Raw genomic sequence first — 12574 nt, forward strand, 5'->3', positions numbered from 1 at the left:
CGCAATTTTCCCTTTAGACCAGAATCAGGTTATCGCGGTGAACCAGTTCCGGCTCAGCCATGTAACCCAACAGACCGACAATCGACTCAGACGACTGCCCAATGATTTTCTGCGCCTCAAGGGCACTGTAGTTGGCCAGCCCACGGGCAATCTCACGACCGTCCGGCGCGACACACACCACCATTTCACCGCGCCGGAAGCTACCCTGGACCAGCTTGACACCTACCGGCAACAAGCTCTTGTTGCCCTGGGACAGCGCCGACACCGCACCCGCATCCAGCACCAGGGTGCCACGGGTCTGCAGATGGCCAGCCAGCCACTGCTTACGCGCCGCCAGCATGCCACGCTCGGGCGACAGCAATGTGCCGATGCGCTCGCCTGCCTTGAGGCGATCCAGCACGCGCTCCAGGCGCCCGCCGACGATGATGGTATGGGCACCCGAACGGGCCGCCAGGCGCGCCGCGCGTAGCTTGGTCTGCATGCCACCACGCCCCAATGCACCACCGACACTGCCCGCCACCGCATCGAGCGCCGGATCATCGGCCCGCGCTTCGTAAATCAGCTGAGCGTCAGGATTGTTGCGCGGATCGGCGTCAAACATGCCATCGCGATCCGTGAGTATCACCAGCAGGTCAGCCTCCACCAGGTTGGCCACCAGGGCCGCCAGGGTGTCGTTATCGCCAAAGCGGATTTCGTCGGTCACCACGGTGTCGTTCTCGTTGATCACCGGGATCACCTTGAGCTCGACCAGGGCACGCAAGGTGCTACGGGCATTGAGGTAGCGCTTGCGGTCGGACAGATCGTCATGGGTCAGCAGAATCTGCGCGGTATGGCGGCCGTGCTCGGCAAAACTGGATTCCCAGGCCTGCACCAACCCCATCTGACCAATCGCAGCAGCGGCCTGCAACTCATGCATCGCGCTGGGTCGCGCGGTCCAGCCAAGGCGGCTCATCCCGGCGGCAACCGCCCCGGACGACACCAGCACCAACTCGACACCTGCCTCATGCAAGGCCACCATCTGTTCAACCCAGACGCTCATGGCTGCGCGATCCAGCCCCTTGCCATCCGCCGTCAGCAGCGCACTCCCGATCTTTACGACCCAGCGTTGCGCACCCGTCACTTTGCTCCGCATCATCTTCAACCTTAGATTGAGGGCCACGCGACCCAGCGCCGCCCATAACGTTATTCGTGACTACCGATTTCCAGATACTAAAACGCCGCTCTATTGAGCGGCGCTTAAGTTTATCGCAACAGATCAGTCACGCACGTAAATGATTTCTGGACCATCTTCATCATCCACATCTTCCTCGTCCCAATCATCGTCACCGATGTCATGGACCGACTTGACGCCACTGCGACGCAGGGCACGCTGATCATCCAGCGCCTGCAACTGGGCACGCGCCTCGTCTTCGATACGCTGATCGAGGTCAGCCAATTCAGCCTTGTAGGCCGGGTCGGCAGCCAGGCGATCAGCACGATCTTCCAGGTAGCGCATGATGTCGCGAGTCAAACGCTCAGTGCCTTCTTTGGCAATGGCGGAGATCACGTAGACCGGACCTTCCCACTGTAGGCGGTCAACGATTTCCTTGACCCGCTCTTCGTGCTCTTCCTCGAGGATCTGGTCGCACTTGTTCAGCACCAGCCAACGGTCACGCTCAGCCAGGGACGGACTGAACTTGGTCAATTCGTTGACGATCACTTCAGCCGCGTCCGGCGCACTGGTTTCATCCAGCGGCGCCATGTCGACGAGGTGCAGCAACAGACGGGTACGGGACAAGTGCTTGAGGAAGCGAATCCCCAGACCCGCGCCATCGGAAGCACCTTCGATCAGGCCCGGAATATCCGCGATCACGAAGCTCTTCCAGCGATCGACGCTGACCACACCCAGGTTTGGCACCAGAGTGGTGAACGGGTAATCCGCAACTTTCGGCTTAGCGGCCGACACCGAGCGAATGAAGGTACTTTTGCCCGCGTTTGGCAGACCCAGCAGGCCCACATCCGCCAGCACTTTCATTTCCAGCTTCAGGTCACGCTGCTCGCCCGGCTTGCCCGGCGTGGTCTGGCGCGGCGCACGGTTGGTACTGGACTTGAATCGGGTGTTACCCAGACCGTGCCAGCCACCCTGCACAACCATCAGTTTCTGGCCGGCCTTGGTCAGGTCGCCAATCACTTCCTGGGTGGCAGAGTCGATGATCGTGGTGCCGACCGGTACACGCAGCACCAGATCCTCACCCTTTTTACCAGTGCAGTCAGTGCTGCCGCCGTTGGAGCCGCGCTCGGCATCGAAGTGCCGGGTGTAACGGTAGTCCACCAGGGTATTGAGGTTTTCGTCGGCCATCATGTAGATGGAACCGCCATCACCACCGTCGCCGCCGTTCGGGCCACCGTTTTCGATGAACTTTTCGCGACGGAAACTCATGCAACCATTGCCGCCGTCGCCAGCTTTTACTCGGATCGAAACTTCATCAACGAACTTCATAACAAAACGCCTCTCGCCGCACGGACGAGCTTAAGAAACCAAGACATAAGACTCTTGCAAAAATGAGCGCAGCAACCTCAATCAGCGACCGCAAATCCCGCTGCCTTCGCCCACCACAAACAGCTTTGCAAGAGACTCACCCCACAAACGAAAAAGCCCCGTCGCAAGACAGGGCTTTTCCAGCGAGCTCGCAATTAAGCCGAGACAACGCTCACGTAACGGCGGTTGAACGCGCCTTTTACTTCAAACTTGATCACGCCTTCGATTTTCGCGAAGAGGGTGTGATCTTTACCCATGCCTACACCGTAACCGGCGTGGAATTGGGTGCCGCGCTGACGCACGATGATGTTGCCCGGAATGATTTTCTGGCCGCCATACATCTTAACGCCAAGGCGTTTGGCTTCTGAGTCGCGACCGTTACGGGTACTACCACCAGCTTTTTTGTGTGCCATGAGTCAATTCTCCTAGTGAGGAATTAGGCTGAAATTAAGCCTGAATACCGGTGATTTTGATCTCGGTGTACCACTGGCGGTGGCCCATACGCTTCATGTGGTGCTTACGACGACGGAACTTGATGATGCGGACTTTATCGTGACGACCTTGGGAGATCACTTCAGCCACAACGGTAGCGCCAGCAACAACTGGAGCGCCGATGTTCACGTCATCGCCATTGGCGACCAACAGAACGCGATCAAAAGTAACGGATTCGCCGGTAGCGATTTCCAGTTTTTCGATCTTCAGGTATTCACCTGGGGCGACCTTGTATTGCTTGCCACCAGTAACAATTACTGCGTACGACATGGTATTTCTCCGATAATCCTGCTCACCCAGCGCTTTATAAGAAGAGGTATTGGCTGGCATGGCTGCATGGGATGGACGTCCCGAATGCAATTGCGTAAGGCAGGTGCTGCCCAGGAAGTTCAGGGTGCGCGATTGTACGCAAGCTGTGGAAGGCTTGCAAGTAGCCGTCTATCGCGCCTTGACACCCAGGGGCGCGGGTCCTAGCATGCCGCGCAACCCTTCTGGAGCGACAGTCGCTGATGCAACCCCAAGCTTTCTACCGCGCGGTGGCGGACGATTTTAGCGCCGTCGACGGCATCATCAAGAAGCAGCTGACTTCTAAAGTGCCGCTGGTCTCCAAAATTGGCGACTACATTACTTCGGCCGGCGGTAAACGCCTGCGTCCTTTATTAGTGCTGCTGTGTGGCAAGGCCCTGGGCCGCGAAGGCGATGACCTGCGCCTGCTGGCCGCCACTATCGAGTTCCTGCACACCGCCACTCTGCTGCACGACGACGTGGTCGATATGTCTGGCATGCGCCGGGGTCGCGAGACCGCCAATGCCATGTGGGGCAACGCGCCCAGCGTGCTGGTGGGTGATTTCCTGTATTCGCGTTCGTTCGAAATGATGGTCGAACTGGGCTCGATGCCGGTGATGAAGATCCTGTCCCAGGCCACGCGCATCATCGCCGAAGGCGAAGTGCTGCAACTGTCCAAGGTACGCGACGCCAGCACCACCGAAGAAACCTACATGGAAGTGATTCGCGGCAAGACCGCGATGCTCTTCGAAGCTTCGACCCACAGCGCCGCTGCCCTGTGCGAGGCGACCGCCGAACAGGCCGAAGCCCTGCGCACCTTTGGCGATCACCTGGGCGTGGCCTTCCAGTTGGTGGATGACCTGCTCGATTATCGCGGCGACGCAGAAACCCTGGGCAAGAACGTCGGTGACGACCTGGCCGAAGGCAAGCCGACCCTGCCGCTGATCTACACCATGCGCGAAGGCACCCCGGAACAAGCGGCACTGGTGCGCAAGGCGATCCAGAAAGGCGGCATCGAAGACCTGGAAAGCATCCGCGCCGCCGTGGAAGCCTCGGGCTCGCTCGACTACACCGCACAACTGGCCCGTGACTACGTGGCCCGCGCCATCAAATGCCTGGAAGCCCTTCCAGCCAGCGAATACCGGGATGCCCTGGTGGAGCTGAGTGAGTTTGCGGTAGCCCGTACTCACTAACGCTCTGTGGGAGCTGGCTTGCCTGCGATAGCATCACCTCGCTACAGCTGATAGACCGAGGTGTCTGCATCGCAGGCAAGCCAGCTTCCACATTTAGACCGCATCGCCCCTCCCCCCGACAAAACCCTATATAATGTGCGACTTTTAGCCATCCTGACTTTCAAGGAGCTTTAGTGAGCACGTTGCCACCCTGCCCAAAATGCAATTCCGAATACACCTACGAAGACGGCGCCCAGCTGATCTGCCCGGAATGCGCCCATGAGTGGTCCGCCGGCGGTGAAGCCGAAACAACCAGCGATGAAACCGTAAAAAAAGACTCTGTTGGTAACGTCCTGCAAGACGGCGACACCATCACCGTGATCAAGGACCTCAAGGTCAAGGGCACCTCGCTGGTGGTCAAGGTCGGCACCAAGGTCAAGAACATCCGCCTGTGCGATGGCGACCACGATATCGACTGCAAGATCGACGGTATCGGCCCGATGAAGCTCAAGTCCGAGTTCGTCCGCAAGGTCTGACCGGCCTGCCCCCCATCCCGCGCCTGATGCGGGATGGCGTTTCACCCTCCCCCCATGACCTCCCCAGTAGCAAAAGGCCAGCCCTGTTGACCTTGCACAATGTCCACTCCGAAAAACCAGGAAATTGCCAATAGGCACTTGCTATTCTACGAATAAGAATTATTCTCATTGAAATCCTTCAAGGAGATGCGACCCATGACTTATTTGATTGATGCCTGGCTGGACCGTCCGCACCCTTACCTGCGGATCCTTCATCGGGAAACCGGCGAAGTGTGTGCGGTGCTGGAAGAAGAAGCGCTGAATGAACTGCAGGACCAGGGCGACCTGGACGTCAACGGCCTGAGTTCCAGTGAGCCTGGAGTGCTGAAGGAGGTGGTGAGGAATCTGTTTCTGTTCTGCTATGCCAGAGCGTTGCGCCCGGTGACGGAGCTCAATGGCAAGTTTCACCCATGAGCCACCACCCGCTTTATGTGTGAACTGGCTTGCTCGCGATGCAGGCAAGCCAGCCCCCACACAAGCCCGGCCCTATAGAGAGCCAGGCGTAACCTGCAGCGGGTCTTACAGAACGTCGAGCAGCTCGACGTCAAATACCAGAACGCTGTGCGGCGGGATGCTGCCAACGCCTTGTGCGCCGTAAGCCAGTTCGCTCGGCACGTACAGGCGCCATTTGCTGCCGGCATTCATCAGTTGCAGGGCTTCGGTCCAGCCAGCGATCACGCCGCCGACCGGGAATTCTGCCGGCTGACCACGCTCGTAGGAACTGTCGAACACAGTGCCGTCGATCAGGGTGCCATGGTAGTGGGTACGCACCTGGTCTTCACGGGTCGGCTTGGCGCCGTCGCCAGCGGTCAGCACTTCAAATTGCAGGCCGGAAGCCAGGGTGGTGATGCCGTCACGCTTGGCGTTTTCAGCCAGGAAAGCCAGGCCAGCACCCGCGGCCGCTTCAGCCTTGGCGGCTGCTTCGGCTTGCATGATGTCGCGGATCACTTTGAAGCTGGCAGCCATTTGTTCCTGGTCAACACGGCTTGGCTTGCCGCCGAACGCGTCGGTCAGGCCGGCCAGGATCGCGTCCAGGCTGACGCCCGGTGGCGGGTTGTCGCGCAGTTGGTCACCCAACTGACGGCCAATGCCGTAGCTGACGCGGGTTTCGTCGGTGGACAGATTGACTTCGGACATGGAAAGGCTCCGCTGTAGGACAACCCCAAGATCCTGCAAAAGCGCAGTTTCTTGCGTGTCATCCAAACTAAAAGGGCGAGCAGACTAGCACACTCGCCCTACGCTTGATCAGCCCAAAATCCCAGGCAAACAGGCGCCCGGCGCGGATCAATGCTTGGTGAGTTTATCCAGGTAGCCCATGGCAAACGCCGAGATCACGAAGGTCATGTGAATGATCACGTACCACATCAGGTGCTGTGGATCGACATTCTTGGCATCCATGAAGATACGCAGCAGGTGGATCGAGGAAATCGCCACGATGGAGGCCGCCACTTTCATCTTCAGCGACGAAGAGTCCATGGTGCCCAGCCAGTTGAGCTTTTCCTTGTTGTCGTCGATATCCAGTTGCGAGACGAAGTTCTCGTAGCCGGAGATCATCACCATCACCAGCAAGCCACCCACCAGGGCCATGTCGATCAACGACAGCAGCACCAGGATCAGCTCCGACTCGGCCATCGCAAAGACATTGGGCAGCAGATGGATCACTTCCTGGAAGAATTTCAGCGCCAACGCCAGCAGCCCGAGGGACAAGCCGAAATAGATCGGCGCCAGCAGCCAGCGGGAGGCGTACATTGCATTTTCGATAAAGCGTTCCATGGAATCTCACACAGCTTGGCTAGAAATGGCGGCGAGTATATCAGCCGCGCGCATCGCGCCATAACCACCCGGAAACTGACCTGTAGCGCTTCTGTAAGACAATTTTTCTGCTAGTGTCGGCCCCATCAACGTGGCTCGATGCTGCCGGACAGGAATCTCAAATAATGGATGTGCGATCTCCCTTGGCCAGTCTTGGCCTGTGTGTGGCATTGCTGGCGGCCAGCGGCTGCTCCCCCAGCGACGAGCACAAGCAAGCCACTCTCGAAGAAAAAACCGCCCAGTTCGAACAGTCCCTGGATACCATCCAGGATCCCCGCCTCAAAGAGGCCGTAGGCGAACTGGGCGGCTCGCTGCTGCTACTGGAGCGGGCGCGCATCAAGCTCGACACCAGGCCTGTCGAGACCGAGTACGGGGAAAACGCCCTGGCCGTGCTTGCCCACTACCCTACCCCGCAAGCCCTGGTAGATACCTACATCAACGGGCTGTTTGTCCTGCGCAAGAACTCGCACTCGGACTACCTGACCGATCTGCAACCGGTGTTCCCGTTCAGTTTCAATATGCCGGACCAATTCCCCTTTCCCCATGGCCTGGAATGGCAGTCGGTGACCCTGAGCAACAACAAGATCATCCCGTTCCAGCCGGAATGGTCGGAAACCGACCCCGGCATTCAGTTGAGCCCCAGCAGCTCCAACCTGACCAATCCGGACGACCTGACCGTGACCTATCCGTTCATCGAAGGTATCGAGACGGACAACAAGAGCCAGCCGCAGCCTGTCATGCTCAAAGGCCAGGTCGAGGTGATTGCCCCGAGTAAAGTCCTGGCCTTCGACCTGACCCGCCAGGACGTGGGCCAGAAACGCACTCAGGAAAACATCACGCTGACCCTGCTGGCCCTGGAAAACAACTACGCAGAGATCGAGCTGAGCAACACCAGCCCCCTGGCGCCACAGGTGGCGGATGAATCACCCAACCCGCTGCTGGTCCAGGCCCGGGACACCACGGGGCAGTTTCTTTCCCGCTCCGGTTCGATCAACGAAAGTGCCGCCCAGGTCGCCTTCTACGAGCAGCAACTGGCACAGATGCGCAAGCAGAACACCTGGTCCGAGGCCTTTGAGAAACAGTTGGAGGACGCGCAAAAAGCCTTTGAACAAAAGCAGGCCAGCCACTACGCCAAGGTCTACTTCAATGGGGTGATCGATACGCTGCAGGTCAACGTGCTGGATTTCTCCGACGCGACAGTCACCCATAAGGATCTGGAGCTGCCTGTACGGCGCTTCGACAAGAACAGCCTGGAAAAGACCGTCCAGGGCCTGCCCATGCCGGTCACCGTGTATGACGACCAAGCTGCGGACTGGCTCAAAAGTGCCACGCTCTCCGAAGACCAGCTCAAAAGCAGCATCACCATCAGCCAGTCAGTAGAGGACGCCAGCGCCGCCCACATCACCTTCGACCATCCTTTCACCTTCAATGACGACCTGGTCGGCTCGACACGCACCAGCAGCGACGCCCCGCTGACGTTCTTTACCGCAGATGATGAAGGCAACCGCGGGGAACCCATCGAGTTGCCCACCGAAGCCTTTGAAGTCGACCCATGGCGCGGCGCCATCACCTACGATCTCAATTTATTCCCGGAAACCCCGGCCTATGCGGTGGGATCCATCCCGCTGTTCCTGGCCACGATCGAAAAAAACACCCTCGACACCACGCACTTGCCCAAGGGCCTGTTGCTGAAAGATAACGCCCTGATCGTCGACCAGGCGCTGTTCCCTTCCGATAGCTGGCGGTTCTTTGCCAAGGATGCCAGCGGCAACTACCTGAAGGAAATCCTAGGCGTCAGCCACCGCGCCGAGGAATACGGCACCGCACTGTTTGACGTGCATTACTTTTATGGCCAGCCGACCGTGCTTGAAACCTACCAGCGCACTGCGCTGAACACGCTGCAATACGGCTTTGAGGTCAAGCTGGACAAGCCCGAGACCAAATAAGCCGTGGGCTAGAGGTGAACCGCATGAACCCGCCCGCCATTGAGCTGGCGCAGGTGTGCCTGCAGGTGCAGGCACCATATCTGCGGATCGTCGGCCAGTTCATAGCCGTGCAGGGTCAGGCTTTGCACGATGGATTCCAGCATATTTTCTGCGACGAACGGCCCAGGGAAGGGCCCCTGGGACTTGATGGTCGAGGGCTGCTCGCCGGTCATTCCGGCGGCAAACAGCAACGTCCACATCCCGGTATCCCCCGCAAGAGGGCGAATGGAACATTCAATTCGGGTGACCAGGCCCAGGCACTGGCGAGTGAGGCAAAGGCTGCGCGGCATGGCGGCGACCCTCGGTAGATCCGGTGTTCAGCCTCCAGACACAAGGCTGTCTCTATCCCATGACCCCTGTAGCTATCCCTAGAGCTGAGAATAGAAGAAAACCGGTACAAACCAAGGCCGTAGGGACCAACGGCGGTTGGCCCCGAAAAACCCAGTCAAAATCATGACACGCTGTCTGTAGGGGCGAGCAAGCTCGCGCACCTACAGTGGAAACCTCAGCTTGGCTTGGCTGCGGCCAACGCCTGCTGCGCCAGCTCCTTTTCCGCCTCCTTGAGGTCTTCTTCGCTGATCATCTCGGCAATGGCCCGCAGACGCTCAACCACGCGGGCATTGACGCTGCCCTCGGGGAATTGCCCTTCGGCATCCGGCTCACCGGCAGGCTCGCCCACCAACAGGCTCAAGGCTTCGTCGGCCTGGCGCACGGCATACACGTGGAACTGCCCTTGCCTTACCGCCTGCAAGACCTTCTCGTCGAGCATCAACGTCGCGACGTTGGCCTGGGGAATGATCGCACCCTGCTCCCCGGTCAAACCACGGGCCTCGCACAGGCGGAAGAAACCTTCGATCTTCTCGTTGACCCCACCCACCGCCTGCACTTCGCCGAACTGGTTGATCGAGCCGGTGATGGCAAAGCACTGCTTGAGCGGCGTCTTCGACAGTGCCGAAATCAACGTGCAGGCCTCGCCCAACGAAGCGCTGTCGCCATCGACATAACCGTAGGATTGCTCCAGGGCGATACTTGCGGAGATCGCCAGGGGGAATTCCTGGGCATAACGGCTACCCAGGTAACCGGTGAGGATCATCACGCCCTTGGAGTGGATCGGCTGGCCGAGGTTGACCTCGCGCTCGATATCGACGATGCCGCTGCCGCCGGGGTACACCGTGGCGGAAATCCGCGCAGGCACACCGAACGCCGAATCACCGACCTCCAGCACGGTCAGCCCGTTGCATTTGCCCACTGCGGCACCCGCCGTGTCGATGAGGATTACCCCGGCGAGCATGTCGTCGAGAATCCGCGCCGAGACCCGCCCGGTGCGCGTGGCCTTGGCTTTCAGTGCACGCTCGATATGCCCGGCGTCGGTGCGTTCGTCGCCCGCCAGATGACGGATGAAGTCCGCCTCGCTGACCAGTTGGAACAGGTCGCCGATCCGCGCCGACAGGCGCGCCTGGTGCTCCGCCAGGCGGGCGCTGTAGGTCGCCAGCCGCGCCACGGCATCCGAGGTCAGCGGCGCCATGCCTTCTTCCGAGGTGCGGGTTTTGAGCAACTGGGCGAATTGCTCCAGGCTCTCATCGACCATCGGGATATCTTCATCGAAATCCACCAGCACCCGGAACATCTCCTGGAAGTCCGGATCCAGGTCTTGCAGGGTGTAGTACAGCGAACGGGCGCCGATGATGATGACCTTGACCTGCAACGGGATCACTTGCGGGTTGAGGGTCACAGTGGCCAGGCGGCCCAACTCGCCCAGGGGCGACTCCATCTTCAGCTTGCGCGATTGCAGGGCTCGCTTGAGCGCATCCCAGACAAATGGCTCGCTGAGCATTTTCTCGGCTTCAAGGATCAGGAACCCACCGTTGGCGCGGTGCAACGCCCCCGGGCGCAGTTGGCGATAGGTGGTGTAAAGCGCGCCCTGGTCAGTGCTGTATTCGATACGGCCAAACAGGTTGTCGTAGGTCGGGTGCGGTTCGAACACCACCGGCGCCCCACCATTGAGCGGATGGCCTACCACCAGGCTCGGGCAGTACTGCTCTTCGAGCAACTTGCGCGCCTGGGCGTCGGTTTTCGCGTCATCCACCAGCAGCTCGACCACGGTCTTGAGCAGATAGACCTGCATGGCTTGCAGGTAGCCGCACACCCCGGCGTTCTCGGCGTACTTTTCCGACAACGGCGCCAGCAACGGCTGCAAGGCCAGGGTGATGGTCTCTTCGTTGAAATGGCGCATCTGGTTGTTGGACTCGCGCTTCCACTGCGGCAAGCTGGCGAGTTCTTCGTTGAGGCGCTCTTCCAACGCGGAAATATCCGTGTGGAAACGCTCGCGGTCGGCTTCCGGCAACTGCGAGAACTCGGCCTCGTCCAGGGCCTTGCCATCGAGCATCGGGGTAAACGCGATGTTGGTGCTGTCACGGTACAGCGCCACGTCCTTTTCCAGGGCCAGGCGCTCGATCACATCCAGGGCACGGTCGTAGCGCTGGTTGAAGGCACGGTCGATAGCACTTTTGCGCTGTTGATACGTTGGGTGCTCGAACACTGCCGGAAAGGTGGCGACAAGGTTGTCGATCAGGCTACTGATATCGGCGATAAAGGGCGCCGCACCGCCCGCAGGCAACTCCAGGGCGCGGGGCTCGCGAGGCTCGTCGAAGTTATTGACGTAGACCCAGTCTGCCGGGGTCTGCAGGCGCTTGCCTTCGGCCTTGAGGTAGCGTTTGACGAACGAGAAACGGCCGGTACCGGGCTCGCCCATGACAAATACGTTGTAACCGGGGCGCGGCATGGCCACACCGAACTGCAAGGCTTCAACCGCGCGTTCCTGGCCAAGCACACCGCGAAAGGGCTCCAAATCATTGGTGGTCGAGAAGCTGAACTGTTCAGCGGAGAAAGGACGGGTCAGCGCTTCGGGCGCTAGACGCAAGCTGGCAGCAACAGGATCAGGCATCGGGCTTCCTTACATCAGGCGGGGCAATGGCGGCATTCTGGCGCCGTGCGTAGCCGGCTGGCAAGGCACGACTGAGGTAAAGCATAGACACGGGATGCCGCCTGCAAAAAAACCAGTCTGCATTGATTGTTTTACAAAAAACCACGGAACCCTTGGAACATGCCTAAACTCCAAACTGCGCGGGTTGGACTAATAACTGGCCCCTAGGGTGCTTTGCGGCGCCTGAACCCTTGTCCATTGGTTTGCACACTAAGAGAACAAAGCTATGAAACGGATCCTTCTCGGTACTCTCTTCACCGTTGTCTCCCTCAATGCAATGGCCGAAGCGCCAGGTGGCCCGAACTGTGGTTGGGGCAACATGTTGTTCGAAGGCCAGCGCGGCACGCCGGCTCACTTCCTCGCTTCCACCACCAACGGCACCTCCGGTAACGCCACCTTCGGCATGACCTCGGGCACCAACGGTTGCAGCACCAACAGCGCGCTGACTTACGGCGGCAAATCGTGGATTGCCATGAATGGCATGATGAACGAGCTGTCCGAAGACATGGCCAAAGGCAATGGCGAAGCTCTGACCACCTATGCCGTGGTCCTGGGCGTTGCTCCAGAAGATCGTGATCACTTCGCCGCTGTGACTCACGAGCACTTCCAGCAGATCTTCAGCAAGGCTGACGTGACCGCAGAAGACGTGCATTCCAACACCCTGGCAATCCTCAAAGGCGACGCCCGCCTGGCGAAATACGCCACCCAGGCTTAAGCTCGACCTGCCCGCGCCCTTACCCGGCGCGGGTTTT

The 12574-nt window shown here is 59.5% G+C and carries 13 protein-coding genes; 5 read left to right on the forward strand and 8 right to left on the reverse strand.

All coding sequences use genetic code 11. From position 1 onward, the window contains the following. Window positions 1–13: 13 nt before the first annotated feature. From proB to rplU, 4 genes are all read right to left on the reverse strand, one after another. Window positions 14–1132: a glutamate 5-kinase gene (gene proB / locus PSH73_RS22390; protein ID WP_057441105.1), complete on the reverse strand. Its 1119-nt coding sequence runs from the start codon at window positions 1130–1132 to the stop codon at window positions 14–16. Between the two features lie 123 nt (window positions 1133–1255). Then, a complete protein-coding gene (cgtA, locus tag PSH73_RS22395; protein ID WP_057441108.1) occupies window positions 1256–2479 on the reverse strand; it encodes an Obg family GTPase CgtA in 1224 nt (407 codons plus the stop codon). Between the two features lie 194 nt (window positions 2480–2673). Continuing rightward, a complete protein-coding gene (gene rpmA / locus PSH73_RS22400) occupies window positions 2674–2931 on the reverse strand; it encodes a 50S ribosomal protein L27 (RefSeq protein ID WP_029292052.1) in 258 nt (85 codons plus the stop codon). Window positions 2932–2965: 34 nt separating this feature from the next. Beyond that, on the reverse strand, window positions 2966–3280 hold the full coding sequence (rplU, locus tag PSH73_RS22405) for a 50S ribosomal protein L21 (protein ID WP_003176051.1): 315 nt from the start codon (window positions 3278–3280) through the stop codon (window positions 2966–2968). Window positions 3281–3519: 239 nt separating this feature from the next. Between rplU and PSH73_RS22410 the strand changes: the two genes are divergently transcribed. From PSH73_RS22410 to PSH73_RS22420, 3 genes are all read left to right on the forward strand, one after another. Beyond that, window positions 3520–4488, forward strand: a complete 969-nt coding sequence (locus PSH73_RS22410; protein ID WP_032861875.1) for a polyprenyl synthetase family protein — start codon at window positions 3520–3522, stop codon at window positions 4486–4488. A 173-nt stretch (window positions 4489–4661) separates the two neighbouring features. Further along, window positions 4662–5003 carry a zinc ribbon domain-containing protein YjdM gene (locus PSH73_RS22415; protein ID WP_115129038.1) on the forward strand — a complete coding sequence of 114 codons (342 nt, stop codon included), beginning with the start codon at window positions 4662–4664 and terminating at the stop codon, window positions 5001–5003. Window positions 5004–5198: 195 nt separating this feature from the next. Further along, window positions 5199–5456 (forward strand): hypothetical protein, encoded by a 258-nt coding sequence (locus PSH73_RS22420; RefSeq protein ID WP_038443494.1) that lies wholly within the window; start codon window positions 5199–5201, stop codon window positions 5454–5456. A 105-nt stretch (window positions 5457–5561) separates the two neighbouring features. Here PSH73_RS22420 and PSH73_RS22425 read toward each other — a convergent pair whose 3' ends face one another. Together PSH73_RS22425 and PSH73_RS22430 are read right to left on the reverse strand one after the other, a co-directional pair. After that, window positions 5562–6179, reverse strand: a complete 618-nt coding sequence (locus PSH73_RS22425; protein ID WP_038443496.1) for an FKBP-type peptidyl-prolyl cis-trans isomerase — start codon at window positions 6177–6179, stop codon at window positions 5562–5564. Window positions 6180–6326: 147 nt separating this feature from the next. After that, on the reverse strand, window positions 6327–6815 hold the full coding sequence (locus PSH73_RS22430; RefSeq protein ID WP_057441112.1) for a TIGR00645 family protein: 489 nt from the start codon (window positions 6813–6815) through the stop codon (window positions 6327–6329). A gap of 164 nt (window positions 6816–6979) precedes the next feature. Between PSH73_RS22430 and PSH73_RS22435 the strand changes: the two genes are divergently transcribed. Further along, a complete protein-coding gene (locus PSH73_RS22435) occupies window positions 6980–8800 on the forward strand; it encodes a hypothetical protein (protein WP_120734173.1) in 1821 nt (606 codons plus the stop codon). Window positions 8801–8808: 8 nt separating this feature from the next. On the opposite strand, the gene PSH73_RS22440 is transcribed toward PSH73_RS22435, so the two are convergent. Both PSH73_RS22440 and PSH73_RS22445 read right to left on the reverse strand, forming a co-directional pair. Beyond that, window positions 8809–9129, reverse strand: coding sequence for a hypothetical protein (locus PSH73_RS22440; protein WP_057958387.1), 321 nt, complete (start codon window positions 9127–9129; stop codon window positions 8809–8811). A 215-nt stretch (window positions 9130–9344) separates the two neighbouring features. Further along, window positions 9345–11783 (reverse strand): Lon protease family protein, encoded by a 2439-nt coding sequence (locus tag PSH73_RS22445; RefSeq protein ID WP_057958386.1) that lies wholly within the window; start codon window positions 11781–11783, stop codon window positions 9345–9347. Window positions 11784–12048: 265 nt separating this feature from the next. Here PSH73_RS22445 and PSH73_RS22450 point away from each other — a divergent pair, with 265 nt between their 5' ends. Further along, window positions 12049–12537 (forward strand): DUF3015 domain-containing protein, encoded by a 489-nt coding sequence (locus tag PSH73_RS22450; RefSeq protein ID WP_057441118.1) that lies wholly within the window; start codon window positions 12049–12051, stop codon window positions 12535–12537. Window positions 12538–12574 lie beyond the last annotated feature (37 nt).

Source organism: Pseudomonas sp. FP2294, from assembly GCF_030687625.1.
Taxonomy (GTDB): Bacteria; Pseudomonadota; Gammaproteobacteria; order Pseudomonadales; family Pseudomonadaceae; genus Aquipseudomonas; species Aquipseudomonas shahriarae.